The following is a 26,133-nucleotide window of genomic DNA, read 5'->3' as shown; positions in this document are numbered from 1 at the left end:
AATCCCATGGAAAATTTATGCTCAATATTTTGATTCAGACCCTTGGAGGGCTCGGTATTTTCATCCTCGGGATGAAGCTCATGACCGAGGGCCTGCAGATGGCCGCAGGCAACAGGATACGCAACGTTCTAAAAGCCGTGTCCGATAACAGGGTGGTGGGATTTGCCACGGGCGCGGCCGTCACCGCCCTGGTGCAGTCGTCATCGGCCACCACGGTCATGCTCATAAGCTTCGTCTCGGCCGGGCTCATGTCCCTGACCCAGGCCGTTGGCGTGATGCTCGGCTGCAACGTGGGCACGACCATGACCGCCCAGCTCATCGCCTTCAAGCTCTCGAATCTGGCCCTGCCGGCCATCGCCATCGGAGTCCCCCTCAAGTATTTTTCCACGCGCAAGAAATATCGCTATCTGGGCGAAGTCATACTGGGTTTCGGCCTGCTCTTTTTCGGCATGACGGTCATGGGCGACGGATTGAAGCCGCTGCGCGTAGAGCCTGAATTCATAGCCTTTTTCACCAAGTTCAACGCCTCTTCTCTCGGCGGGATACTGCTTTGCGTGGCCACCGGCTGCGGGCTGACCATGATTTTGCAGTCTTCCTCGGCCACGGTGGGTCTGACCATGGCCCTGGCCACCCAGGGGCTGCTCGACTTTCCTTCGGCCATGGCCCTGGTTCTGGGCGAGAACATCGGCACCACCATTACAGCCGAGCTTGCCACCATCGGAGCGTCGAACATCGACTCCCACCGGGCGGCGCGGTCCAACACCATGTTCAACGTGCTTGGCGTGATAATCATGCTGCTCATCTTTCCCTGGTTTTTACAGGGCGTTGAGTGGATAACCCAAAACGTCATGGGGGCTGAACCTTGGGATATCCATGTCGGGGAGGAATATCCCCATGTGGCACGCTATCTGGCCAACGGCCATACGCTTTTCAACTTGACCAACGCTCTCGTTTTTCTGGTTTTCCTGCCCGTGCTGGTGCGGATAGGGACCTGGATGTCTCCCAAGGACAAGACCACGGGCGACTCCCTCTTTCGCCAACCTGTCTTTGAACAGCACGTCGAGGACAACCCCGTGGCCGCGCTGGCCCAGGTACGGGGTGAAATCCATCGCATGTCGCTGACCGTGCAGGCGGCATACAACAACGCCCTGGAATGTCTGGAGACGCGGGATCATCGCACCATTCGCCAGCGGCAGCGGTTCGAAGACCAGGTCAACGCCATGCACAGGGCCATTTCCACCTTTCTGGCCAAGACCATGCAAAGCGAGATCAACGAGGCCATCTCCAACGATATCGCCGAGCAGATGCGCGTCGTCAACAACCTTGAACGTATCGGCGATGCCGTGGAAGCGTTTGGCCTGCTGTGCGAGGATATTGTTGATAACGAACTGAAATTCAACGAGGTCGCCATGCGCGATCTGTTCATTATCGCGGCCAAGGTCGATGAATTCCTGAAAATGATCAGCGAAGCCCTGATCAGGCAGCCCGAGGATCTGATGGAGAAGGCCGAAGAGGCGGAGCGAACCATCGACGCCATGCGCGAGACCATGCGCGAGGCCCATATCGAGCGGCTCAAGATCGGCAAATGCGGGATCGAGGGCGGCCTTACCTTCATCAACCTTCTGGCCCGGCTCGAAAAAATCGGCGATTACTGCTATTCCATCGCCCGCTCCGTGTCTTCCGAGAATTAGCCCCTCCCCCTGACTCATAGCCCCCCGGATTCCCGCAAGATGTAACGTCTTGCGGGAATTCCTTGCTTCCATCGTCCTGCACCGGTATTCTTTCGGCAAAAGCATGCGCGTTTTGCGGGATTTCGTGGTTCATCGGAGGCAGTATGCGATTTCCGGTTTTTCCCTCCATCCGGGCAACCCTGGTTTTTCTGGTCCTTCTGGCCGTCATGCCGGCTTTGGCCATCATGCTCTTTTCGGGTTACGCCCTGCGCGAGAACATGATTCGCAGCGCCGAGACGAGTGTCTTGCGGCAAGTCCAGGTCATGGCCTCGCGCCACGAGCAGGTTGTTGATAACGCCCGGTTGCTGCTGGCCACCCTGGCCAAGGCGCGCGAAATACAGACGCTCGACCCGCTGGGTTCCCAACTGCTGCTGGAGGAAATACTCTCTCGCAATGGGGTCTACGTCGCCCTGGCCTTGTCTGATCCCGATGGTCGTATTGTGGCGGTGTCTCCGGTGGACTCTTTTTCCTCCATCGAGGACGAGGCCTATTTTCAGGAAGCCAGGCAAAGTATGCATTTTGTCATGGGTAATTATCACCTGCACCCTGATGTGCGGCGTGTGGTAATGGAATTTGCCCAGCCGGTCATTGACCAGGACGGATCTTTGCGCGGAGTGCTGGTCGCGTCATTTGATCTGAACTATTTCAAGAATATTTTCGCCGATGCCCACTTGCCCGCAGGATCCGTTTTCACTCTGACTGACGCCGAAGGCATCCGCCTGACCCGTTTTCCGGAAACCGAGAAATACACATGGGTGCCGGATTTGCCCTATATGATCGAGAATATGTCGATAGACGCGGACGAGGGCACTTTTTTTGACAAGGGTGTTGATGGGGTGCGGCGACTATACAGTTTCAAGCGGTTCCAGTTTGCGGATGCTCCGTCGAAGCAACTCATGATCCGGCTCGGCCAGCCCGAAGACCTGGCTCTGGCCCAGGCGAGAAAGGCCCTGGTGCGCGACATGATTTTGCTCGTACTGGCGGCGGTCATGGCCGTGATTACTGCCTGGTTTGTGGGGGAGCTGACTATCATGCGCCGTCTGGGGCGGCTTCTGTCCGCCGCAAACAGCCTTGGTACCGGTGATCTGAATACGCGGACCGGGCTCGATTACGGAGAAGGTGAGCTTGGCGTGCTTGCGGCGGCATTCGACCGCATGGCCGAGAGCTTGCAGATTCACGATTACGACCGGCGGAAGGCTGAAGAAGAGGTCTGCATACTTAACGAGGATCTGGAGGACCGGGTTGCACAGCGCACCTCCGAACTGGCCAGAGCCAACGGGGATTTGCAGATTGCGCTGGAAAACCTCCGTCAGGCCCAGGGGCAGCTGGTCATGTCCGAGAAGCTCGCTGCCCTTGGCGGGCTGGTGGCCGGGGTGGCGCACGAAATCAATACGCCTGTGGGTGTGGCCCTGTCCGCCACCTCGACCATGGCTGAAAAGAACCGGGTCATCAGCGACCTTTTTGCCACGGGCGAAATGAAGCGCTCCGACCTGACGGAATATCTGGAGTCCACACGCGAGGGCGTGGAAATGAGCCTGATCAATCTGAATCGGGCCTCGGACCTGATCCGAAGCTTCAAGATGGTCGCGGCGGATCAGGTTTCCGAGTCCCGGCGCAGCTTCAACGTGTGCGAGTACGTCGGGCAGGTGCTCCTGAGCCTGCGGCCCAAGCTCAAGAGAACCGCGCACCGGATCGAGGTCGAATGCGACGAGGACCTTGTTATCGACAGCTATCCCGGAGCGTTTTCCCAGATTCTCACCAACTTCATCGTCAATTCCCTGACCCATGCCTTCGCCGACAAGGAGGTTGGCCTGATGCGCATCGAAATTGCAAAGAATGACGGCATGCTCAATTTGACCTATTCGGACGACGGGTGCGGCATCGCCCCCGAATTTCAGGACAGGATCTTCGATCCATTTTTCACTACTGCCCGGGCCAAGGGGTCCACCGGTCTTGGCCTGCACATCGTCTTCAACATCGTGACCAGCACCCTGGGCGGAACCATCACCTGTTGCAGTGCCCCGGGCCAGGGCACCACGTTTCAGGTGCGCATGCCTATGCAAAGAGAGAACGCATGACAGACCGCGACGAGATTCTGTTCAAGGACGAGATACAGCCTCTGGCTCCAGCCCATTCCGTGGAGAATGACGGCTGGAAGATTCTGATCGTGGATGACGAGGCGGATGTGCACAGCGTCACCGTCTACATGCTCGCCGGTCAGGAGTATGCCGGTCGCAAATTCAATTTCCTGCATGCCTACAGCGCGGAAGAGGCCAAGATAGTCCTGGCGGAGCAACCCGACATCGCCGTGATTCTGCTCGATGTGGTCATGGAGACCGACGACAGCGGGCTGCGGCTTGTCAGATACATCCGCGAGGAACTCAACAACTACAGCGTGCGCATCATCCTGCGCACCGGGCAGCCCGGCAAGGCTCCGGCGGCGAAGGTCATCCTTGAGTACGATATCGACGACTACAAGGAAAAGACGGAGCTGACCCTGGAGAAGATGCTGGTGACGCTCATCTCTGCCCTGCGCAGCTACAGTTTCATCACCACCATAGAAAACAACCGCAATGGCCTGCGGCGCATCATCGAGGCTTCTTCGGACATCTTCGAACGCCAGTCCCTGCAGAAGCTCGGTTGCGGCGTCCTGAGCCAGCTTACGTCCATCCTGCAGCTCAGAAAGGATGCCGTGTATACCCAGGCGTCAGGTCTGGCGGCTTCGGGCCTGCAGGGCGAATCACTGGTTTTGGCGGCCACCGGGGAGTTCAGCAAATATCTGGAAAAGCCCATCGACCAGATTCAAAGCGAAATGGTGCACAGGGCGCTGGGTCGGGCCAGATCCCAGCCTCATGGCTTCTACTGCGAGGATGACAAGTGCGCCTGGTATTTCAGGAGCAAGACGGGTTCGGACAATTTTCTGTATTTCGAGATCTCGAAGGATCTGGACGAAAACGATCGCGATCTGCTCGAACTCTTCTTCACCAACGTGTCCCTGGCCTTTGACAATCTGTATCTGAACAAGGGCATCGAGGACACGCAAAAGGAGGTCATCTTCCACATGGCCGAGACCATGGAGTGCCGCTCGGCCGAGACGGGCAGCCATGTCCGGCGTGTCTCGGAGTATGTGCGCCTGATGGCCCTCAAATACGGACTCGGCGAAGAACAGGCGGAAATGCTCAAGCTGGCTTCGACAGCCCATGATCTGGGCAAGATAGGCATCCCCGATTCCATTCTGAACAAGCCCGGCCCGCTCACGCCGGAGGAATACGAAACCATCAAGAGCCACGTGCAGCGCGGCTACGACCTGCTCGTGAACTCGACAAGCCCCATCATCCAGACGGCAGCCCGCATCATTCTGCTCCATCACGAGCGATGGGACGGAGCAGGCTATCCGCAGGGACTCGTGGGCGATGAGACGCACATTCACGGCCGTATCGTGGCCGTGGCCGATGTGTTCGACGCCCTGTCCAACCGGCGCGTCTACCACCAGGCGTGGAACTGGGACAAGGTCTTCGCGTATTTTCTGGAAGAGAGCGGCAAGCATTTTGACCCGTGCCTGGTCGACATCCTCCTGGAGAACAAGGAAGAGTTCATGGCCATCTGGGAAGAATACCACGACGAGTGCGGGGTCTGTTCGGGAAGCCGGGACGCGCTCCCGCCGGAGTCCTCCCTTCCCGCATGATGGGGGCTCGTCTGGCCGTGATTACAGTTTCGTCATCCGCTACCCGTCTGTCCTTGCTGGGCGCATGCTCGCGGGAATGATGGTATCTCCGGGACTTTTTGCGATGGCGTAATGAAAGAGCGTGCCGGATTAGAACTGGCAATTAAGCAATGCGAAGCAACCCATAAAGCTATTCGAAAACATCTGGAGATCATCATGGCCAAGAATACAGGCGAAGGATACCGTAAAGGCAGCGTCAATGACCGCTCTCAGGTCAAAAATTCCAAGACCGGCCAGTGGGTCAAGCGTGATACGGAAACAGGAGAGTTCATTGAAGTGAAACAGGACGGGGAACCTTTCAAGGGCGTTGCGAAGGTGAGGTAGACGACCGCAGGGAATAAAACCCAACAGGATCAACGCTGATCGAACTCTCCTGCTCGCTGGGTGCCCTCGAACTTTGAGTCAAGAATAACGCCAGGAATTCCTCATCATAGTCATCGCGAAGGCTCCTCGCGATGACGGTTCGCGTATGCAATCGGCACAAAAGGTCCTTCCTGCAAAAAAGGTTGGCCCTTTTTTTATGGGTGAAATTCGAAATCTTTCTGAAATTTTATGCTGAACAGTAAGTACAAAATTGACATTCTCTGGAGGGTAAAGGGGATGTTTTTGCGCATTTCGCAGCTAAATCATGCAGCTTGCAAATATGCAATACGTACCTGATAAGTATGTATGACAAGATAAAATTGAGTTGCGCGCTCGCGTTTGGTGATATATGAGCAACCAAAATTTATAAGTATCAATCCGTATTCGATGCTTTGAAGGCAAATCTTGAATGGGTTGCTGGCCGATGAGAACAATTCTCTGGAACTGAACGCCTGCAGGATTTGTCGGCTATATCGCAAGCATGGCGAAAACGTCTTGTGTCATACGTTCCTGACGGGCTATGGAGCGTGACATTTTGCCGAAGTTGTTCCACGCGCCGCAATCCGGAGACCGGGAATGATCATCAAGAGTCGAGACCCGAAGGACAGGGATATTGCCGAACTCGATACGTTGCTGAAGCAGGCCGACGCTCCCGCCAAGCGCTTTCTCATCGAACGCGAGCTGCGGGCCATGAAGGTCGGGATAGCGGGGGAGGAGGACTGCGCATACTACATCAACTTCTATTTCGGAAAATCCGACAACTGGTGCGTGATCCATGACCTGCGCATCGAACACCAGGGCAGCGTGGCCCAGATCGATCATCTGCTGATCAACCGCCTCTTCGAGATCTACGTCATCGAGTCGAAGAACTTCTCCTACGAAGTGGCCATCAACAACAGTGGAGAATTCACCCTCAAAAGCGGCTCCCATTCCTTCGGCATCCCGTCGCCCATCGAACAGAACAAACGCCACATCTTCCTACTGGAAAAATTTATCACCACCCACGGCCTCACCCCCAGCAGACTCGGCCTCCCCGTCGTCCCCCGCTACAGAAGCCTGATCCTCATGTCCCCCAAGTCCGTCATAACCAGACCGGACAGGAAGACGTTCGATACTGACATAGTGATCAAGGCCGATGCGTTGCGGACGAAAATCGACGAGTTCGTGGACAGGATGAACCCTCTTCAGGATCTGGCCGCCCTCGGGAAGTTCTCAAAGATCAAGACTGTTGCCGAATTCGCAGAGTCCCTGCGGTCACAGCATTCAAGCACCTCCATCGACTACCGCAAGAAATTCGGGATCCAGGCGGGGACTGATCCGATCCAGACCGTGATCGACAGGAGCAATGGCACGGGGGAGCAGAGGGAAAAGAAGTATTACTGCTTCAAGTGCAGGAAGGCGATTCCGGATAATGTGGCGCGGTTTTGTTGGAATAATAAGGAGAGGTTTGGGGGGAAGGCGTTTTGTTATGAGTGTCAGAGCAGAGTAAAATAATTGTGAATTATGTTGAATAAAAATGTATTCTTAATATTTCATAAAATTATTAAGCGTATAAATTTTGATAATCCTTTAATTAAATTGCATGAATTATGAAAAAAAATTTATCGAAAGCATGGAGTAATGTTCGATTTTGTACGTGGGAGTACGAAAAACAAACCGAAATGAAGCATAAAGTTATTAAATATTATTTGCCTATATGGGCTAAAATATTGAATAAAAAAAATATGCCATTGTCTTATATAGATGGATTTGGTGGAATTGGGGCGTACCATACGATGGAAGATGTAATAAATCAATGTTATAAATCTAATAATTATGGTTCTCCAATTTTTTCGATGCAAGAAATGTCAAATTTATTAAAAAAAGATCAAATTAAAAGTGCGAATGCGATAATAATCGATAAAAAAATTTCAAATATTGAAAATATTAAGAAAATTGTTGAACATATTGGTATTCATAATGTTAATGTTAATTATATACATGGCGATTTTGATATAGAAATAAATAAATTTTTAGATAAAGTTAAGGTAGAGAATGGCTGTCCAAATTTTTTTCTTATTGATCCATTTGGATTTACGATAAAATTAGATACGTTACGCAGAATAATGAGTCTTCCTGCAACAGAAATTCTAATTAATTTTATGTATAATGCAATTTCAAGACATATTAAGAATGAAAATTATAAAATAAATAATATATATGATGAATTATTTGGCGTAAAAAATTGGAGAAATTTTGCTGATGTTGTTGGTGAAGAAAAAGAGTTAGCTCTTGTTAATTTATTTAGAGATCAGTGTAAAAAATTTGCGAAATTTGTATATCCTTTCAAGCTAAATTTTCCAGAAATAAATCGTCCTTATTATTATTTATTTCATTTATCAAATAATTATCTTGGATGTAAATTGATGAAGGAGGCTTTTGCTGCAAACAATAAAGGCGAGTTTGAGTATCGTGGGAACAGGACAGTTCAACACAATTTTCTGAGTTCATTAGGAGGCAAGCATAATATTCCACAATTTAATAAACTATGCGGTAAATGTTTTATTCTAAATAAGAAAAATTATTGTAGGGCATGTATTGCAGAATTAATTGACCAAAAAACAATTACATTTGAAAATTTTGTTGAAAAAATTGTCGACACGATACCATTTACAGAAAAAGAAATTAAGAATATGGTTAATGACTTTGAGGCTAAACAATTTTTAAGAATTGTTTCAACTCGACGGCGTAGAAGTGGTTTAGAGCGAACAGATATTTTAAATTTTATTTAGCAATATTATATGGCGAAATCAAAAATTGAATGGACGGACGTTACTTGGAATCCAACTACGGGATGTACGAAAATATCTGAGGGGTGTAAGAATTGTTATGCTGAAAAAATGGCGAAACGTTTACAATTAATGGGGCAAAAAAAATACAAAAACGGATTTCGCTTAACTTTGCATGAGGATTCTTTGAATGACCCGTTTCTTTGGAAAAAAAATAAACTTGTATTTGTTAATTCAATGAGTGATTTGTTTCATGAAGACATACCTTTTGATTTTATATCTTCTGTATTTAAAGTTATGAATGCTAATCCACAGCATGTATTTCAAGTTTTAACTAAAAGAGCATCTATATTAAAAGAGTATGGAAAGTTTCTTAATTTTACAGATAATATATGGTTAGGCGTGAGCGTTGAAGATCAAAATACTACAAGTAGAGTCGGTTTAATAAATGATATTAAAGCTAAAATTAAATTTGTATCAATTGAACCGTTAATCGGTGAAATCATTAATATCAATCTTGACCAGATAAACTGGGTAATTGTAGGCGGAGAGTCAGGATCAGGGGCTAGACCAATGAAGGAAGAATGGGTTCTTTATTTAAAAAATTTATGTTTAAATAGAGAAGTCCCATTTTTTTTTAAGCAATGGGGCGGCGTTCGCAAAAAGAAAAATGGAAGACTTTTAGAGGGAAAAGAATGGAATCAATTTCCATTACATGGATTTAATTGTTTTTAATGTATGACCTTTGCTGAAGGTTAAAGAAGCCAATGCGGTCTGGTTGACCTGCCGGGAGCCCCTGCAAAGCCAGGGGGGAGGTCTAGAATCTTGATTTAACTCTGGCCATCTCACCCTCATGGCCCGCGCCTTCCGCATAGAATTTCCCTGATCCACCTATCTGTGACATCTTGTGCAGGTACGCTGTGCTCTACCCGTGTGGGCAGGGATGATCGAAGATCTGATCGAAGATCTGCCCCTTATTGTACAGCCAGCCGCCGTCCCGCCATAAGCCCCAACAGCGCCAGCGTCGCAAAGGCTGTGACCTGAACGAAAAAATCGCGGGGCAGATTTTGAATCTTGATTTATCTCAAGGTATACCCCCCTCATGGCCAGCCCCCTCAGCATAGAATTCCCATGAGCCATCTATCACGTGACCTCCCGCGGCAACGCCAAGGCAGCCACCTTTCCTGATGACATCGACAGGAATACCTTCCTAGCCGTCCTCCGGCAGACGTTGCGCAGGTTCAATGTGCTTTGCCATGCCTACTGCCTGATGACCAATCACTTCCACCCGCTCCTCGAAACCTCCGACGCCAATCTGTCCAAAGCCATGCGGTAACTCAACAGCGTGTACACGCAGGCCTTCAACCGGCGGCATCGGCGTGTATGGCATGTGCTTCAAGGCCGGTTCAAGGCCATTGTGGTGGATCGGTAGGCGTATCTTCTGGAACTCTGCCTCTATGTCGTGCACAACCCCGTGCGGGCCAGAATGGTCAAAGACTCATTAAAACGAGTGGCCCAGCTACCGGGCGACCGCCGGACTTATCCGGCGAGAAGAATCAAGATTCAAGTTCTGACTCATGCCCTCCTGCCCCTTGCCCTCCACGGGAGCACCCCTGAACAAGGCCCTGGCCGGTGCCTTGAAGAAGGCGAAGCAGCTTGCGCGCGCAGAGGGTGGTCCCGTCGAGGCGTGCGCTGAGACGTTGGAGGCGAAGGGCTCTCGCAAGCGGTCTGGGAAAGATTCAGATAGTTCTTGAATCAGTTTATGCGGTGGGGTATGGATTCAACGTTGTGGGATGTTTCTTTGCATTGGATTTTTTTTTAATTCTGTAGATCATTTTTTTGGCAATTAATTATACCTTGTTTGGGTGGTGCAATATTTGACATAAGATGATCAAGGTGTGTGGATGCAGCACAATTCTAGAAAAATTACATTTGCAATTACTTTTATTTTTGGATTGTTGTTGATTTTCGGGATTGATTTTTGGGTTGCCGAAAAGATTTCTGCTCAAAGAAAATTGAAGACGTTTTCGTCAGCAAATTTTCTTTCTGAGCGTCTGACAAATGTTTTTGCGAACAGGTTTGACGCCCTTGAAGCCGTGTCTGCTCTATTTCTGCTCCATCCTGAAACAACGCCTCAAGAATTCAGGCATTTTGCGGAAACGCTTTTGCGTTCCAACCCGCCCGTCAGGGCCATCCAGTATGCCGACTCTCAGACTCGGGTCAACTATGTCCACCCTTCGAAAAACAACGAGGTGACCATCAGCGAACCCATGAACCTGCTTCAGGACCCCGAGCGCGGGCCCTACGTTTCCAGAGCGATCAAAAACAGGACGGCCGTGCTTCAGGGACCGTTCGAACTCCGGCAGGGCGGCATGGGTGTCGTCGTGCGGCTGCCCATTTTCGACGGGGACGAATTCCTCGGGCTCGCCATCGGCGTTTACGACCTCGACGCGCTCATCGCGGAGGCGTTCAGCGGTTTTGATACCTCTGAATACGTCATATCCATCGCCGACAAGAACGGAGTTTTTTTCCGGACAGGGAACCCGGATGACGACGCGGGCTACGCGCCGGATGATTCACAGATCAACGCCTCGAATCAGACCTGGAACCTGCACGTCGACCTGAAAACATCTTCCTTCTCCCAGCTTCCCCTGCCGCGCCTGACGATATGGCTGTTCGGCGTCGCCGTTCTCAGCCTGGCGAGTCTGTATGTCAGCACGTTGTATAACCGTGAACATCGCCTGCGGGAGCTTGTCGAGGAACGGACGCGGACCCTTACGGATGCCAATGACCGTCTACAGAAGGAAATCGTGGAAAGAAAGGAGGTCGAGTCGAATCTTCTGCAATACCGGAGCGTTGTCGAGCACTCCCGCGAATTCATGGCGGTGGTGGACAGGGATCACCGCTACACCCTCGTGAACAGGGCTTTCCTCGATCATCACCAGGTAGCGCCCGGGGATGTCATCGGTCATGCTGTCCGCGAGGTTATGGGAGATGCCCCTTACGAGGGTGTCCGGCCTTTCCTGGAGGAATGTTTCCGGGGAGCGGAGCAGAATTTCGAAATGCGGCTCTCATACCCCGAGAAGGGGCTGCGCGATGTCGAGGTGGAATACTACCCCATCCGTGACGATACGGGCGAAATCGGTCTCGTGGCCGCCGTCATCCGTGACGTGACCTCGCGTAATCTGCGCGAGAAGCAACTCAGGGAGAGCGAAGAGCGTTTCAATCTGGCCATGAACGCGTCGCAGGACGGCATATTCGACTGGAATCCGGTCACGAACGAAGTGTACTATTCGCCGGGCTGGAAGAGCATGCTCGGGTATTCCTCCGACGAACTGCCGAACGACTTCGCCGTATGGGAGAGGTTCACCCAGCCCGATGACATGAAAAAGACGCGCGTCCTTGTTGACGACCTCGTGGCCGGACGGATCGAGCGGTTCGAGTCGGAATTCAGGATGATGCATCGCGAGGGCCACTGGGTCGACATACTGGCCAGGGCGACGGCGGTGTTCGGTGCCGAAGGCCGGGCCGTCAGGATCGTGGGCACGCATGTGGACATATCCGAAAGGAAAAGGGCCGAGGCCGCCCTGGCCGAAGCGCACAAGCGGCTTTCCTTTCATGTGGTCAACTCCCCCCTGGGCGTCATCGAGTGGGAAGGCGGCACCCACATCAAGACATGGTCGAAGCAGGCCGAGGAGATCTTCGGATGGCGGGCCGATGAGGTTGTGGGCAAGAACTGGTCGGACTTCAAGTTCATTCATCCCGATGATGCCGAGCACGTGGCGGAAGCACTGGTCCCACTGTTCAAAGGCGACGTCTCGTTCAATACCTTCAAGAACCGCAATTTTAGAAAAAATGGGTCCGTGATCCATTGCCAATGGTACAACTCGACCCTCATGGACGATCAGGGCCGGATAATCTCCATTCTGTCGCAGGTGGCGGACGTGACGGAACTCAAGAACTACGAGGAGCGCCTGGTTCTCGCCAAGGAGCAGGCGGAGGTTGCCAGCGAGGCCAAGTCGCAGTTTCTGGCCAACATGAGTCACGAGATACGCACCCCTCTCAACGGCCTGCTCAGCATGCTGCAACTGACCGAGACGACGGAACTCGACAGTGAGCAGCGGGAGTACATCACCCACGCCCTGCGGTCCGGCCGGCGGCTTTCGCGCCTGCTCTCGGACATTCTCGATCTCTCCAAGGTCGAAGCGGGAAGGATGAGTGTCTTGGCGGAGCCCTTCGACATCCGGGACACCCTGGAGAGCATAACCCAGATGTTTGAACCGGCGGCCAGGAAAAAAGGACTGGAATTGCGGCTGGACATCAGCCCGGATCTGCCGGCGACGCTCCTCGGAGACGCGACGCGTTTGCAGCAGGTGCTGAGCAACCTCGCGGGCAACGCGGTCAAGTTCACGGAAAGCGGCTTCATTGAAATCGGGGCTCTTCCCATTCCTCCGAGGAAGAATGAGCAATGCCGGATTCTTTTCTGTGTGAAAGATACCGGGCTGGGTCTTGAGGCGGACTCCATCGACAAGCTTTTCCTGCCGTTCTACCAGGTGGAGAACTCCTTCACCCGCAACTTCCAGGGCGCGGGTCTGGGGCTGGCCATCTGCAAGCGCATCCTGGATCTCCTGGGCGGCAACATGGCCGTGGAGAGCGAAAAAGGCGAAGGCGCGAACTTTTGTTTCAGCGTGCCGTTCGAACTGCCCCGTGCGGACGAAAGACCGCGCACGCATCGGCAGGGCGCAGTTCCGACCGGGAAGCTGAGAATCCTTCTGGCCGAGGACGACTTCGTTTCGAACATATCGACCGTCAAGCTCATGGAAAAACAGGGGCATTCCATCGAGGCGGTTTACGACGGCGAGCAGGCGCTTGCCCGGCTCAGGGACGCGTCCTTCGATCTCGTACTCATGGATGTCCAGATGCCTGTTCTCGACGGCGTGGAAGCGACCAGGGCAATCAGGCGGGGAGAGGCCGGAGAGCAGGCCAGACACGTGCCCATCATCGCCCTGACCGCATACGCCATGGACGGCGACAAGGAGAAATTCCTGGCGGCAGGGATGAACGGCTATCTGGCGAAACCCCTGGAAAGGAGAGAGTTTCTCAAAGAGGTTGAACGGGTGACGAGGGTTGTCGCGCCGGCGTGAGATTTTGCGTGCACTCTGCCGGTATTCCCTCACCTCCAGGCTCATGCAAAAGCGTAGTTTCTCCTTTAAATATCACTACGACGTCATGGACATTGATTGCGGTCCTATCGGCCTGCGGTTTCTTGGAAACGCGCCAGCACCTCACGCCCGTAGTCTTCCCGCACGGTGGTGAAGCTCGGCATTACCGCGTCCCATAAACAGGCATGGGGTCAAGCCTTCCTTTGACGAATCTGGCCTCATGAGCCAGTTCACACTACTTGACCCTGTACCAAACACCCCGCCCCTGACCATTCCTTTCCAGCATCCCATTCTTTAGCAACCTCTGGAAATGCTCTTTCAGCGTATTTCTGCTGGTTCCGGTCAGGAGAGTCATTTCCTTGATGGTAACGCGACCGTGTTCGCGGGCGTGTTCCACGATGCGGCGGGACAGGTCCGGCAGGGTGTGTTGCAGCAGGCGTTCCCTTTCCATCTTGGCGGCCAGGCGTTGCATCTGCGTGTGCAGGGCGCGCAGGAAGAAGGTCAGCCATGGCTGCCAGTCCTGCGCATTCGAGTTCAGGGTAGCCTGGGTTTGGCGCAGGGCCAGGTAGTAGCCTTCCTTGTTCTGTTCGATCACGCTTTCCAGGGAACTGAAGGGCGTATAGGCATAGCCGCAGCGCAGCAACAAAAGCGTTGTGAGGATGCGCGAAAGCCTGCCGTTGCCGTCCTGGAAAGGATGGATGGCCAGGAAAGCCACTGTGAATATGCCGATGACCAGAAGAGGGTGCAGGCTCCGGGTTCCCAGAGTTGCCTGCGTCCAGTCCAGCAGTTCGCGCATGCGCCTCGGGGTGTCGAAGGGCGTGGCCGTCTCAAAGACGATGCCGATCAGCGTTCCCTCTGCGTCAAAGGCCGCCACGTTATTGGGTGACGTCTTGTAGTTGCCGCGATGCCTTTCGTCCTTGTCGCTGTGAAGCAGTAAGTCCCGGTGCAGCTGGCGGATATGGTTTTCCGTCAGGCTGATATGATCGAAGGATTTGAAAATCCGTTCCATTGTTTCCGCGTACCCGGCAACTTCCTGCTCGTCCCGTGTGGCAAAGGAGCCTATGGCGAGATTTGCCAGGAGCTTCTCCACGTCGCTGTCGGACAGGGCGCTGCCCTCGATTCGTGTGGAAGAGCCCACGCTTTCGATGGTCGCTACCCGTCGCAGGGCGGACAGCCGTTCCGGCGCGATCGATCCCAGAGCCTGCCACGCGCCTTTGAACTCGTCGATTTGGGCTGTCAGGGTGAGCATTTCAGGTGTGATGAAAAGGCTTTTCGTCGTGATCATGTCCGAAGACACATCCGATTTCATCCATTTTGTCAATCCGTTTTTCCATCCGATTCCATCCGATTTGTGTGAAAAACGGGGTAGTCCTCAAAAAACGAGGGGGAGGAGGGTCAGATCTTGAATCTTCGAGGGGGAGGAGGGTCAGATCTTGAATCTTGATTTTGTCAGTGCCTACTGCCTGATGATCAATCACTTCCACCTGCTCCTCGAAACTCCGAAGCCAATCTGTCCAAAGCCATGCGCCAGCTCAACAAAGCGGGACAGCGTCATCGGCAAAGCGTGTCTCGAATTCGGCTATAGCTAGGCCCAAGTGGCCCTTGCGACCAGCTTGCATTATTCGGCCGTGAGCAGGATTGCTCGGCGAGAGGATTCAAGATGTGACCCTAGACCTCAGTTTTTCTGTATTCGTCCCTGATCTTCCCTATGCAATTATCTTAGTATCTGCCAAAATAGAATACATTTCTATCTGAATACATTTTCGAACGCCATTTTGTAAAACAAGTCCTTCAATCAACTTTTCCATGTGAAATGGAATGGAGGACAACGTTATGCGCAGTTTCGAAGGATGGGCGCCGCCTGCAAGGGTCTGGGGGCCGTGGGTTGAGTTGACACAGTTGATGGGTGGGCCGCTGACGTATCGCGTCGATTTCGATACAATACCAAGTGCTCCGTCTACATTCGATGCTGAAATTCAATACTGGAAGGGACCTTCGAAAACGACGGATCTCGTAACAGGTCCTGGCAGCCATACATTCACTGCCGGAATCTGTTTTTGTGTTCAGCGGATTCGCTTCCGAAGCCATTCACTGGGTCAAACTGTTCAGGTGACGGTCACGCCATGAAACGTCTTTTGTTACGAACTGTGCTGGTATTATGTTTTCTTTGCGCCTGTCATCGCCATGCCGAGACACTCGAATTCACTGTCGGCAACGAATCGGTAGTGGTTGGAAAGGATCAGGCGAGCGTCGCCATTGGCAATGATGCCGCAAACCGCAGCCTGGTCTTCATAACCCTGCGGGAGGACATTGCGGTTCGTTTGCACAAGGTGACATCGCGCCATGTCGGAGACGCCATGTCCTTGCGCATCGGGGATATCTTTGAACTGAAAAATATCCCGATCGATGAGTCGTTTTTGCCCAAGACCCTGCATCTTGCCGTCGGTTCGGAGCAAGATGCGCAACGTATTGTCGACATGTGGGGTCGCAGGGAGTTTTGATTTGATGCTGGCGTATCAAAAAGAGCAGGGTCAGATCGTGAATCTTGAATTATCAGGTCTAGCTGAACTTTTGGCGAAGCCTCCTCGCCATGCTCTGGGAGAAGAATCGGCCCGGATCACCACATCTTCGACAACCAGAGATAAAGCCGAGTCATGGCGGCCTTGAAGCCCGTCCCGGGCAGGGTGACCATCAACACCCGTGCCCTGGACGTGGAGTGGTTGCTTACGAAGATGCTGGCGCTCATCAAGACACGTAAAAAGTGTCCGTAGTGAAGCTAATCCTGATATGCTCCAGCGGAGTATGTCAGTTCATAGCTGTGGCTGTAAATTTCCACGATGTTGCCAAATGGATCCTCGCAGTAGACCATCCGGTAGGGCTTTTCGCCAGGATAGTATTCACGGACGGGCATACGCTGCTTGCCTCCGTGGGCGACGATCTTGGCGGCCAGACCTTCGACGTCGGGATCCTGTACTGAGTAGTGGAACACGCCGGTCTTCCAATATTCGAAGTTGTCCTCACGGCGTGTGGAATTGGGGAATTCGAACAGTTCGATGCCGATCCTGTCGCCGGTTGAGAGGTGGGCGATTTTGAAGCTTCCCCAGCCTTCGCCAAAGACGTCGTTGCACATCACGCCGATGGCGGAGTCGTCTGCCTTGATTTCAGTGGGCTCCATGATCAGGTACCAGCCCATGACTTCAGTGTAGAATTTGACGGCCTCTTCAAGGTTTGTCACGGTGATGCCTATGTGGGAAAAATTTCTCGGATAAGTCATGTTTGTTCTCCTTTTTGTTTAACGATGAGAACAAAGTAATAACTTGAAATAATGACGCAAGAAGGCACTTTTTTCTTCGCGGCGAACCAATTGGTAAGAATAGAATCATCTCGCGGAAGTCGCGGGCATATTTTTTTTGAGGGGCGTTATGATCAGATACAATGACAAAGAATACCGCTGTCCCGTCGAAGTGACCATGGGAATGGTCAGCGGAAAGTGGAAGTGCTTGATTTTATGGCATTTGCATGAAGGCCCTGTCCGGTACAAGGAACTTGAGCGCATTGTTCCCGGGGTAAGCCAGAAGATGCTGACCCAGCAATTGAAGGAGATGGAAAATGATGGGTTGTTGGCGCGTACCGTCTTTCCGGAGGTGCCTCCTCGGGTGGAATATGAACTGACCGAGTTGGGACACAGCGTGTTTCCCATTCTCGAGACGATGCATAATTGGGCAGTTGAGAAGTTTGTCATTGAATCCGTCTGAGAATCCTAAAAAACAGCTTTCGATCTGATCTGATTGGTTTTGCGAGTATTCACCACGGAAAGTCGCTGAAAAGCGCTGAAAAGGGGCAGATATTACCTCGTGAATTTATTTGTCATATCCAATTTCCATGGCCAGACCTCTTCGCATAGAATACCCGAGGCGAGAAAACCTGATTTTCTGGCTCGTAGGAGCACTTTCTCTTGACCTCGGTCCTTTTGATGGGTGACGCCCCGGTATTTTGCCAACATGGGGGCTTGTGGCTTTTGTTGGGGTTAATCTTCGTTTCGGAGGAAAGAGATGCAGATGAAAAAACCAAGTTCAAGATCAGAACAGCCCCTAGTGTGTGCCCCCAGATTTGCGCGCCGTGGAAGCAGCTTCGTTTTGGTTCTCAAGACACGGACCTCCACAGACACACGAGTCCGGCGAGTGCGATAACGAGGAGAAGGAGGCGCCTGAAATGCGCGACGGGGATGTGTCTGATGACGGGAAACGCGCACAGCGTGCCCAGCATTGTGGCCGGCACGCCGTATAACGCGTAGCCGAGCACAGCCTGGGTGTAGAGCCCGGCTCCGGCTTGAAGGGCACATGTCATGGATCCGCGGAGGATGAAGAACACGCCGAGCGTTCCCAGGAAGACCCGTGGCTGCCAACCGACATACAGTCCGTAGGCGCCCACAGGCGGCCCATCGAACGATATGGCCGTCCCCAGCAGGCCCGACCCGAACCCGGCGGCGCCCCCATATCCCCACGATTCGGCGCGGGCGGCTTTGATGCGGAACGTGAGCTGCCAATACACGTAACACAGCAGCAATGCTCCGACTGCGCCTTGCAGAATGGCCCCGGACAGCATCTGGAGGGCGAACAGGCCGGCGAACGCTCCGGGGATCGAGCCAAGCAGCATGGGCAACATGGCCGACATGCGACAATGGCGGAAATGCAGGCACGCGAGACACCCGTCCATGGCGACGTTGGTGATGCAGGTCAGCGGTATGAGTTCATGCATCGGGATGAACGTGGCGGCTATCGGAACGGCTATCATGGCACCGCCTATTCCGCTGACGCCGGAGACGAAACCGCCGACAAGCCATATGCCGAACACAAGAAGAAACTCAATTCCAGGCATCTGACACTCTTTTTCGGATGCTATCAGACCGTATTTCAACGGTCTGCGATTTTGATTTTCAGCAAGAGCTGCAGCACCTTGCGCAGCGCATGACGCCATACTTCGGTCCTCGTGCAGCAAGCCGTCCCAGCGTAAAGGGATGAGCCTCCCGGACTCGGACGAACGAAAAAAAACAGGAAGCGCTCCGTCGTCCCGGACACTTCCCGTTTCTCAACATCATTGAAACGGTCGTTCAGCTACTCCTTTGCCCGGTATCGTGCAACACGGAAGTTGTGCAGTTTTTTCAACGCATGAAAAAGGGGCACCCATGTAGACGCACGGAGGGGGTCACGCACGGGGGGGGCAGATCTTGAATCTTGATTTTTTTCCGGTTATATCGCCCCCATGGCCAGACCCCTCCGCATAGAATTCCCGGGAGCCGTCTATCACGTGACGTCCCGTGGCAACGCCCAGGCCGCCATTTTTGCTGATGACGTCGACAGGAATACGTTCCTGGCCGTCCTCCGTCAGACTTTACGTCGGTTCAATGTGCTTTGCCATGCCTACTGTCTGATGACCAATCACTTCCATCTGCTTCTTGAAACCCCGGACGCCAATCTGTCCAAAGCCATGCGCCAGCTCAACAGCGTCTACACGCAGGCCTTCAACCGGCGGCATGGACGGGTAGGGCATGTGCTGCAAGGGCGGTTCAAGGCCATTGTGGTGGACCGGGAGGCGTATCTTTTGGAGCTGTGCCGGTACGTCGTGCTCAATCCCGTGAGGGCCGGGATGGTCAAGGATGTCGGGAAACACCCGTGGTCCAGCTACCGGGCTACCGCCGGATTCGACAAGGAGCCGGAGTTCCTTTCCGTGGGCTGGATTCTGGAGCATTTTGGACTCGACCGGAAAAGCGCACGCATGGAATATCGACGTTTCATCGAGGCGGGGATGGATGAGGAAGACTCACCTTGGGATGAGTTGAAGGGGCAGTGTTTCCTCGGTGACGATGCGTTTCTCGAAAAGCTGTTTCCCATGCTCAAGGAAAAAAGCGCCCTCAGGGAAGTCCCCCGCATCCAGCGCTTCGCCGACCGCCCCAGTCTGGAGAGCATCCTTGCGAACACGGCGGGTAGGGAAGAGCGCGATAGGTCCATCGTCAAAGCGTGTCTCGAATTCGGCTATACCCAGGCCCAAGTGGCTGCCGAGACCGGTCTTCATTATTCGACCGTGAGCAGGATTATTCGGCGCGAAGAATCAAGATTCAAGATCTGACCCTTGCCTTTTGCTCTCGCCAACCCATGCTAGCAGGCCGTCGCAGGCGGTGTCCATGCATCACGTGTTGGCCGCATCAAAGCAACAGTGACAAGTACCGAGAAGGAGTGAGACATGCCGAATACGCAGAAGGCCTACAGCCGCGCCAATACCAGCTTTACCCTGGATCTGCCTGACTGGGCCATCGAGGAGCTCAATGTCCTGCCGACACACTTTGAGACCGTGGAGGCTCGGATGGCGGCGGTGATCGAGTTTTCGCGCCGCAATTTCCAGAGCAATACGGGCGGACCTTTTGCCGCGGGGATTTTTGAACGCGATTCCGGCAGGCTCGTCGTGATCGGGGTCAATCGGGTCGTGCCTTTCCAGTGCTCCTCGGCGCATGCGGAAGTGGTCGCCATCTCTCTGGCCCAGAAACTGTTGGGAGTCTATGATCTGGGGGCTCCCGGACTGCCTGCTCATCAGCTGGTGGTGAACTGGCGGCCCTGCGCCATGTGTTTCGGCGCGGTGCTGTGGTCGGGCGTCCGCTCGCTGGTGATTGCCGGCGAGGGGCCCGAGCTGGAGGAGATCACCGGTTTCGACGAAGGTCCGGTCCATCCCGACTGGCGTGCCGAGTTGGCACGGCGTGGAATAGACGTCGTGGAGGATGTCCTGCGGACGGAAGCGCTGGAAGCCTACCGGGAATTCGCCGCCAGCCAGTCGTTTGTCTATAATGCTCGACTGGGGATGGACTGAGAGCCCGCTTCTGGACGCGTAGAACAAAAAACGCTCTCGATACCGACCCTGACACTGAAAGCAGAATGGTCGTTTGCCCTGATCGGAATCTAAGCTGCCCCGTTCCACTTTGTGTGATTTCCTTCTTGTGTCTTACGTCGGAGCGCAAGTATTCACTCGCCGCAGAACGTTTTTTTTGCGGTGGTGGCGATTGAAATCTAATGAAAGGAAAAATGACATGCGTCGGACCGGAAGAATAGTAAGCTGGAACGAGGAACGCGGTTTCGGCTTTGTCAGGCCCGATGACGGCGGGGACGACGTGTTCGCGCATATTTCAGCTTTCCGTGACCGGGCGCGAAGGCCGTACGTTGACGATACCGTGAATTTCTTGCCCGGCAGCGACGCCAATGGTCGCCGCAGAGCTGAGCAGGTCGTTTATTCCGGGGCCCTGCCTGTTCCAGGCGGTTGCGGCTTCGTTTCCCTTGGCCTGGCTGGCGCTGCGCTGTTCTCCGTTTTCGGTGCTTCCGTGACAGGCCGCCTGCCGTCCTTTGCCTCCGGCTGGTACGTCGCCGTGAGTCTCGTTGCCTTCCTCGTCTACGCCAAAGACAAGTGGGCCGCGCGCGGGGGGCGATGGAGGACGCAGGAAAGCACGTTGCACCTGTTATCCCTGGTCGGGGGATGGCCCGGTGCCTTGGCGGCCCAGGCCATGCTGCGTCACAAATCCCGCAAACAGTCGTTTCGCGTCGCCTTCTGGTGGACCGTCGTGATGAACTGCGGCGTCCTTGGTTGGATGCTGACGGAACGTGGAAGGCAGTTTCTTTGGTCGTTCATGGGAGAGTACGCCGACATGGGGTTCGTGGAAGTCTTCAAGGCGATTATCGGCGGGTGAGCTGATCTGGCAGTAAATATTGCAGCGAGTCATTTTGGATTCATTTCAGGAAGTCGTCATTTTTGATGGCTGCCCCCCAGTATTTGCGGCATTTTGCGCGATTGGCCTCCCTTGGCCTCTGCGGAATTTTATCGCGCACTTCATTGACACCCAGTCTCATGTTTGAAAGACCTCAGTAACATTCCCGTAACATTGCGGTCGGTTCCAAAGCGGTCGCATTATCCAAGGAGAGAGGATGAAAACTATCGGCAAACTGTTTTTGGCAGTGGTCATGCTTGCTTTCGTGTGCACCGGCGCCATGGCAGGCACTCTGGAAAAGGTGCAGAAGGATGGCCAGCTCATTTTGGGTGTCAGCGAAGGCGTGGCCGGTTTCTCCGCGCCGGATTCCAACGGCCGCTGGGCAGGTTTCGACGTGGACATGGGCCGCGCCGTGGCCGCTGCCGTGCTGAAGAACCCCGAGGCAATAAAGTTCGTTCCGCTGGCTTCCAAGCAGAAGATCGTGGCCGTGTCTTCCGGCCAGGTGGACCTGTCCCGTGGCACTACCTGGACCATGAAGCGCGACTGCAAGCAGGGCGTGGATTTCACCGCTGTCCTGTTTTACGATGGCCAGGGGTTCATGGTGAAGAAGAGCCTGGGTGTGGACAAGGCCCTCGATCTTGACGGCGGTTCCGTGGCCGTGGTCTCCGGCACTACCTCCGAACTGAACGTGGCCGACTTTGCCCGCGCCAACGGCATCAAGCTGGAAACCGTGGTCTTCGAGTCCAAGAAGGAGGCCTTCAACGCCTATGTGGCCGGCCGCACTGACGCCTTCACCACCGATGTCAGCCAGCTTGCGTCTCTGCGGGCAGGCGCCGCCGATGCCGCTGAGCACATCATCCTTCCCGAGGTGTTTTCCAAGGAACCTCTTGCTCCCTTCGTCCGTCACGGCGATCAGCAGTGGAAGGATCTGGTCACCTGGGTTCTCTTCGGCCTCATCGAAGCCGAAGAAAAAGGCATCACCCAGGCCAATGTCCTGGAGATGAAGGCTTCCTCCACCGATCCGCTGATCCAGCGCATGCTCGGCGCCACCGGCGATACCGGTTCCTTCCTCGATTTGGACAACGACTGGCTCGTCCGGGCCATCCAGGCCGTTGGCAACTACGGCGAGATGTACGACCGCAACTTCGGCCCCAAGAGCGCCCTGAATATCCCTCGCGGCTACAACAACCTGTGGAACAAGGGTGGTTTGATCTACGCCATGCCTATCCGCTAACGAGCCGAAACGAAAGAAATCCGCATGACGCACCGGCCGGGACAATCGGCCGGTGCGGTTCTTTGTTCACTCCCCCAAAAGGAAGCCAGCCGTCTTGAACACGTCCAATCTGAAAGAACAGTTGCCCGCTCTTTTGATCCAGGCCCTGGTGGTCGGAGCTATCCTCTACGTGGCCCTGCAACTGTTCCACAACACCCAGGCCAACCTGGAGGCGCGCAACATCGCCTCGGGGTTCGATTTCCTGTCCGTGGAGGGCGGCCTGCCCATCAACGACAGCCTGCTGCCTTACACCCCCGCGAACACTTACGGCCGGGCTTTTGCCATGGGCATCCTGAACACCCTGTTCGTGTCCGCACTGGCCATCGTGCTGGCCACGGTCCTCGGAGTCATCGTCGGCGTGGCCCGCGTATCGCGTAACTGGCTGGTGGCGCGCCTGGCCGCCGTGTACGTGGAGGTGCTCAGAAACGTTCCGCTGCTGCTGACCCTGTTTTTCTGCTACTCCACGCTGCTGGCCTTCCTGCCGTCCCCGCGCAAGAGCCTGGTTCCCTTTGGCGACATTTTCATCAACAACAGGGGGGCGTATGTGCCCCGTCCGCTCTTCCAGGATGGCATGGGCTGGGTGATTCTGGCTCTGGTCGCGGCCATTGCGGCCTCGGTGGTGCTGGTTCGCGTGTCCAGGCGGATGCGCGATGAAACCGGCCGTGGCCTGCACTCGGGGTGGATGTCCCTCGGACTGATCGTCGGGCTCCCCGCGGCCGTGTATTTCCTCACCGGCCAACCCCTTGAATTCGACGTGCCCGAGCTCACGGGATTCAATTTCAAGGGCGGCATGGTGCTGCGGCCCGAATTTTCGTCTCTGCTCATCGGTCTGGTCCTGTATACCGCCGCCTTCATCGGCGAGAATGTGCGCAGTGGCATCCAGTCCGTGGACGCGGGCCAGTTGGACGCGGCCAAGGCCCTGGGGCTCAGCCCGGGACCGATCATGCGTAAGGTGATCCTGCCGCAGACCCTGCGCGTCTGCATCCCCGCCACCACCAACGATTACACCAGCCTGATCAAGAACAGCTCCCTGGCAGTGGCCATCGGCTATCCGGACATGGTCTCCATCGGCGGGACCATCATCGGCCAGAACGACCAGGCCATCGAGGTCATCGGCATGTGGATGGCGGTCTACCTGACCATCAACCTGGCCGTCTCCCTGGTCATGAACTGGTTCAACGCCAAGGTGCAACTGGTGGAACGATGAACGAACAACTCAAGACGTTCACCCCATTACCCGACGCCCCTCCGCCCGTGGCCGACTCCGGCGTGTTTCTCTGGTTGCGGACCAACCTCTTTTCCGGCTGGTTCAACTCCGTGCTCACGGTACTGGCCTTGCTGGTCCTGGCCAGGACCGTCCCGCCGCTGGTTTCCTGGGCGTTCACCAACGCCACGTGGGCCGGCGGACCCGATGCCTGCGACGGCTCGGGCGCGTGCTGGACGTTCATCGCGGACAAGGCGCGGGTCATGCTGATCGGCACCTACCCGCCGGAACTGGTCTGGCGCCCTGTGGCGGCGGCCATCCTGTTCGCTGGCGTGATCGCGGCCACGGTCAGCGGACGGTTCGGCAAACGTGTGCTGGCCGGAGCATGGCCCGCATTCTTTGTGGCCGCCGTCTGGCTCGTGGGCGGCGGCGCGGGGTTGGCCGAGGTGGATCAGTCCATGTGGGGCGGGCTCATGCTCTCCCTGGGCCTGGCTGCGGTGGGCATCCTGTTCTCGGTACCTTTCGGCATCCTCCTGGCTCTGGGGAGGCAGTCCCGGATGGTCGGCATCAGCTCCGTCTGCATCGGTTTCATCGAACTCATCCGGGGCGTTCCGCTCATCACCATCCTGTTCATGGCCTCGGTGATGATGCCGCTGTTTCTGCCTGTGAACCTCCAGATCAACAATCTGCTGCGGGTCCAGGTGGGTATCATTCTCTTTTCCTCGGCCTATATCGCCGAGGTTGTACGCGGCGGACTGCAGGCTGTGCCGGCTGGCCAGCTCGACGCGGCCAAGGCCCTCGGATTGTCACGCTGGATGATCACCCTCTTCGTGGTCCTGCCCCAGGCCCTGCGCTACGTGCTTCCGTCCCTGATCGGGCGCTGCATCGCCCTGTTCAAGGACACGTCCCTGGTCATCATCGTGGGCCTTCTGGATTTCCTCGGCATGGTCAAGGCCGCCTCCCAGGACCAGAACTGGCTCGGTCACGAGGTCGAGGGCTATGTCTTCTGCGCCGTGGTCTACTGGTGCATCTGCTTCGGCATGAGCCGATACGGCCGCAGCCTTGAAAAGCGCGGCCCCCAAACCAACAGGTAAGGATTCCATGACTTCAAGCGACATCATCATCGACGTGAAGGGCCTCAACAAATGGTACGGCGACTTCCACGTTCTCAAAAATATCGACCTCGAGGTGCGCAAGGGCGAGCGGATCGTCATCTGCGGCCCGTCCGGCTCCGGCAAGTCCACCCTGATCCGGTGCATGAACAGGCTGGAGCGTCACCAGGAAGGGACCATCATTGTGGACGGCACCGAGTTGACCGGCAATGTCAAAGGCCTGGAGAAAATCCGCCGCGAGGTGGGTATGGTGTTCCAGAATTTCAACCTGTTCCCGCACATGACCGTCATGGAGAACCTTACACTGGCTCCCATCTGGGTGCGGAAGATGCCCAAAAGGGAAGCCGAGGCCACGGCCATGCATTTTCTGGAGCGCGTGCGCATCGCCGAGCAGTCGGCCAAGTATCCCGGCCAGCTCTCGGGCGGGCAGCAGCAGCGCGTGGCCATTGCCCGGGCCCTGTGCATGAACCCGAACATCCTGCTTTTCGACGAGCCCACCTCGGCCCTGGACCCGGAGATGATCAAAGAGGTTCTCGATGTCATGGTCTCCCTGGCCGAGGAGAACATGACCATGGTGTGCGTGACCCACGAAATGGGCTTTGCCCGGACCGTGGCCGACCGCATCATCTTCATGGATGGCGGCGAAATCGTGGAACAGAATTCCCCGGAGGAATTTTTCTCCAATCCCCGCTTCGACCGCACCCGGCAGTTTCTCAGCCAGATTCTGCACCATTGATCCTGCCGGAGGCCTGTACCCCCAAGATCCAAATGGCCGCCGCGACCGGTTTGCATTACTCGACTGTGAGCAGGGTCATTCGGCGAGGAGAATCAAGATTCAAGATCTGAGCCGAGGGTGTCTGGCATTTCAGAGCCCACCTCAAAGTCTTTCAGGTCACTCAAAAGTCACCCTTGGATCGTGACCAGGAATTCTTCGGTCTCCAAATTCCAGGGATTCACGAAGCCAGGCAGCTTTTAGCCTGATGAATCCCTATTTTTTCTTGCCCTTTCCTCCACCGTGATCGTCTGTCTGTCCTGGGGCCATTGGACGGTCGT

Annotated in this window: 20 protein-coding genes and 1 pseudogene; 18 read left to right on the top strand and 3 right to left on the bottom strand. The window is 54.8% G+C overall.

Translation table 11 applies throughout. The features are described from left to right. Window positions 1–17: 17 nt before the first annotated feature. The 8 genes and pseudogenes from CVU60_13140 (at window position 18) to CVU60_13105 (ending at window position 13,729) form a co-directional block, all read left to right on the top strand. A complete protein-coding gene (locus CVU60_13140) occupies window positions 18–1,691 on the top strand; it encodes a transporter (protein ID PKN40966.1) in 1,674 nt (557 codons plus the stop codon). A gap of 143 nt (window positions 1,692–1,834) precedes the next feature. Further along, window positions 1,835–3,808, top strand: coding sequence for a histidine kinase (locus CVU60_13135; GenBank protein PKN40965.1), 1,974 nt, complete (start codon window positions 1,835–1,837; stop codon window positions 3,806–3,808). Further along, window positions 3,805–5,415, top strand: a complete 1,611-nt coding sequence (locus tag CVU60_13130; protein ID PKN40964.1) for a phosphohydrolase — start codon at window positions 3,805–3,807, stop codon at window positions 5,413–5,415. The genes CVU60_13135 and CVU60_13130 overlap by 4 nt, the downstream gene beginning before the upstream one ends. 978 nt (window positions 5,416–6,393) lie before the next feature. After that, the gene (locus CVU60_13125) at window positions 6,394–7,311 is read left to right on the top strand and encodes a nuclease (protein ID PKN40963.1); all 918 of its coding nucleotides are present in this window, start codon (window positions 6,394–6,396) and stop codon (window positions 7,309–7,311) included. A gap of 95 nt (window positions 7,312–7,406) precedes the next feature. Next, window positions 7,407–8,588 (top strand): hypothetical protein, encoded by a 1,182-nt coding sequence (locus CVU60_13120; protein PKN40962.1) that lies wholly within the window; start codon window positions 7,407–7,409, stop codon window positions 8,586–8,588. A gap of 9 nt (window positions 8,589–8,597) precedes the next feature. Continuing rightward, window positions 8,598–9,320 carry a hypothetical protein gene (locus CVU60_13115; GenBank protein ID PKN40961.1) on the top strand — a complete coding sequence of 241 codons (723 nt, stop codon included), beginning with the start codon at window positions 8,598–8,600 and terminating at the stop codon, window positions 9,318–9,320. A 367-nt stretch (window positions 9,321–9,687) separates the two neighbouring features. Next, window positions 9,688–10,159, top strand: a pseudogene (locus CVU60_13110) (hypothetical protein). Window positions 10,160–10,489: 330 nt separating this feature from the next. Next, window positions 10,490–13,729 (top strand): hypothetical protein, encoded by a 3,240-nt coding sequence (locus CVU60_13105; GenBank protein PKN40960.1) that lies wholly within the window; start codon window positions 10,490–10,492, stop codon window positions 13,727–13,729. A gap of 253 nt (window positions 13,730–13,982) precedes the next feature. Here the strand turns inward: CVU60_13105 and CVU60_13100 are convergent, their stop codons facing one another. After that, window positions 13,983–15,032 (bottom strand): Fic family protein, encoded by a 1,050-nt coding sequence (locus tag CVU60_13100; GenBank protein ID PKN41024.1) that lies wholly within the window; start codon window positions 15,030–15,032, stop codon window positions 13,983–13,985. 548 nt (window positions 15,033–15,580) lie between these two features. Between CVU60_13100 and CVU60_13095 the strand changes: the two genes are divergently transcribed. Continuing rightward, complete coding sequence (locus CVU60_13095; GenBank protein ID PKN40959.1) at window positions 15,581–15,874, top strand: hypothetical protein; 294 nt, start codon at window positions 15,581–15,583, stop codon at window positions 15,872–15,874. 98 nt (window positions 15,875–15,972) lie between these two features. Continuing rightward, on the top strand, window positions 15,973–16,248 hold the full coding sequence (locus CVU60_13090; protein PKN40958.1) for a hypothetical protein: 276 nt from the start codon (window positions 15,973–15,975) through the stop codon (window positions 16,246–16,248). A 275-nt stretch (window positions 16,249–16,523) separates the two neighbouring features. Here CVU60_13090 and CVU60_13085 read toward each other — a convergent pair whose 3' ends face one another. Then, a complete protein-coding gene (locus CVU60_13085) occupies window positions 16,524–17,021 on the bottom strand; it encodes a lactoylglutathione lyase family protein (protein ID PKN40957.1) in 498 nt (165 codons plus the stop codon). A gap of 148 nt (window positions 17,022–17,169) precedes the next feature. Between CVU60_13085 and CVU60_13080 the strand changes: the two genes are divergently transcribed. Next, a complete protein-coding gene (locus CVU60_13080; GenBank protein ID PKN40956.1) occupies window positions 17,170–17,502 on the top strand; it encodes a transcriptional regulator in 333 nt (110 codons plus the stop codon). 388 nt (window positions 17,503–17,890) lie between these two features. Here the strand turns inward: CVU60_13080 and CVU60_13075 are convergent, their stop codons facing one another. Beyond that, window positions 17,891–18,625, bottom strand: coding sequence for a sulfite exporter TauE/SafE family protein (locus CVU60_13075; GenBank protein ID PKN40955.1), 735 nt, complete (start codon window positions 18,623–18,625; stop codon window positions 17,891–17,893). A 384-nt stretch (window positions 18,626–19,009) separates the two neighbouring features. Here CVU60_13075 and CVU60_13070 point away from each other — a divergent pair, with 384 nt between their 5' ends. The 7 genes from CVU60_13070 to CVU60_13040 all read left to right on the top strand — a co-directional run bounded on the left by CVU60_13070 (window position 19,010) and on the right by CVU60_13040 (window position 25,816). Further along, window positions 19,010–19,873, top strand: coding sequence for an addiction module toxin RelE (locus CVU60_13070; GenBank protein PKN40954.1), 864 nt, complete (start codon window positions 19,010–19,012; stop codon window positions 19,871–19,873). 234 nt (window positions 19,874–20,107) lie between these two features. Beyond that, window positions 20,108–20,605 carry a CMP deaminase gene (locus CVU60_13065; GenBank protein ID PKN41023.1) on the top strand — a complete coding sequence of 166 codons (498 nt, stop codon included), beginning with the start codon at window positions 20,108–20,110 and terminating at the stop codon, window positions 20,603–20,605. A gap of 217 nt (window positions 20,606–20,822) precedes the next feature. Then, the gene (locus CVU60_13060) at window positions 20,823–21,473 is read left to right on the top strand and encodes a DUF1294 domain-containing protein (protein ID PKN40953.1); all 651 of its coding nucleotides are present in this window, start codon (window positions 20,823–20,825) and stop codon (window positions 21,471–21,473) included. A 235-nt stretch (window positions 21,474–21,708) separates the two neighbouring features. Beyond that, window positions 21,709–22,725, top strand: a complete 1,017-nt coding sequence (locus tag CVU60_13055) for an amino acid ABC transporter substrate-binding protein (protein PKN40952.1) — start codon at window positions 21,709–21,711, stop codon at window positions 22,723–22,725. 94 nt (window positions 22,726–22,819) lie between these two features. Beyond that, complete coding sequence (locus CVU60_13050; protein PKN40951.1) at window positions 22,820–23,971, top strand: amino acid ABC transporter permease; 1,152 nt, start codon at window positions 22,820–22,822, stop codon at window positions 23,969–23,971. Further along, a complete protein-coding gene (locus tag CVU60_13045; GenBank protein PKN40950.1) occupies window positions 23,968–25,062 on the top strand; it encodes an amino acid ABC transporter permease in 1,095 nt (364 codons plus the stop codon). The genes CVU60_13050 and CVU60_13045 overlap by 4 nt, the downstream gene beginning before the upstream one ends. A gap of 7 nt (window positions 25,063–25,069) precedes the next feature. Further along, entirely contained in the window at window positions 25,070–25,816 is a 747-nt protein-coding gene (locus CVU60_13040) for an ABC transporter ATP-binding protein (GenBank protein ID PKN40949.1), read from the top strand. Window positions 25,817–26,133: the final 317 nt, after the last annotated feature.

The organism is Deltaproteobacteria bacterium HGW-Deltaproteobacteria-18, from assembly GCA_002841885.1.
Taxonomy (GTDB): domain Bacteria; phylum Desulfobacterota; class Desulfovibrionia; order Desulfovibrionales; family Desulfomicrobiaceae; genus Desulfomicrobium.
This window is presented reverse-complemented; position numbering and strand designations above follow the sequence as displayed.

Coding starts and splice junctions, on each gene's coding strand:
- CVU60_13140 (PKN40966.1), top strand. CDS start 18: ATGCTCAATATTTTGATTCAGACCCTTGGAGGGCTCGGTATTTTCATC.
- CVU60_13135 (PKN40965.1), top strand. CDS start 1,835: ATGCGATTTCCGGTTTTTCCCTCCATCCGGGCAACCCTGGTTTTTCTG.
- CVU60_13130 (PKN40964.1), top strand. CDS start 3,805: ATGACAGACCGCGACGAGATTCTGTTCAAGGACGAGATACAGCCTCTG.
- CVU60_13125 (PKN40963.1), top strand. CDS start 6,394: ATGATCATCAAGAGTCGAGACCCGAAGGACAGGGATATTGCCGAACTC.
- CVU60_13120 (PKN40962.1), top strand. CDS start 7,407: ATGAAAAAAAATTTATCGAAAGCATGGAGTAATGTTCGATTTTGTACG.
- CVU60_13115 (PKN40961.1), top strand. CDS start 8,598: ATGGCGAAATCAAAAATTGAATGGACGGACGTTACTTGGAATCCAACT.
- CVU60_13105 (PKN40960.1), top strand. CDS start 10,490: ATGCAGCACAATTCTAGAAAAATTACATTTGCAATTACTTTTATTTTT.
- CVU60_13100 (PKN41024.1), bottom strand. CDS start 15,032: ATGATCACGACGAAAAGCCTTTTCATCACACCTGAAATGCTCACCCTG.
- CVU60_13095 (PKN40959.1), top strand. CDS start 15,581: ATGCGCAGTTTCGAAGGATGGGCGCCGCCTGCAAGGGTCTGGGGGCCG.
- CVU60_13085 (PKN40957.1), bottom strand. CDS start 17,021: ATGACTTATCCGAGAAATTTTTCCCACATAGGCATCACCGTGACAAAC.
- CVU60_13080 (PKN40956.1), top strand. CDS start 17,170: ATGATCAGATACAATGACAAAGAATACCGCTGTCCCGTCGAAGTGACC.
- CVU60_13075 (PKN40955.1), bottom strand. CDS start 18,625: ATGCCTGGAATTGAGTTTCTTCTTGTGTTCGGCATATGGCTTGTCGGC.
- CVU60_13070 (PKN40954.1), top strand. CDS start 19,010: ATGGCCAGACCCCTCCGCATAGAATTCCCGGGAGCCGTCTATCACGTG.
- CVU60_13065 (PKN41023.1), top strand. CDS start 20,108: ATGGCGGCGGTGATCGAGTTTTCGCGCCGCAATTTCCAGAGCAATACG.
- CVU60_13060 (PKN40953.1), top strand. CDS start 20,823: ATGCGTCGGACCGGAAGAATAGTAAGCTGGAACGAGGAACGCGGTTTC.
- CVU60_13055 (PKN40952.1), top strand. CDS start 21,709: ATGAAAACTATCGGCAAACTGTTTTTGGCAGTGGTCATGCTTGCTTTC.
- CVU60_13045 (PKN40950.1), top strand. CDS start 23,968: ATGAACGAACAACTCAAGACGTTCACCCCATTACCCGACGCCCCTCCG.
- CVU60_13040 (PKN40949.1), top strand. CDS start 25,070: ATGACTTCAAGCGACATCATCATCGACGTGAAGGGCCTCAACAAATGG.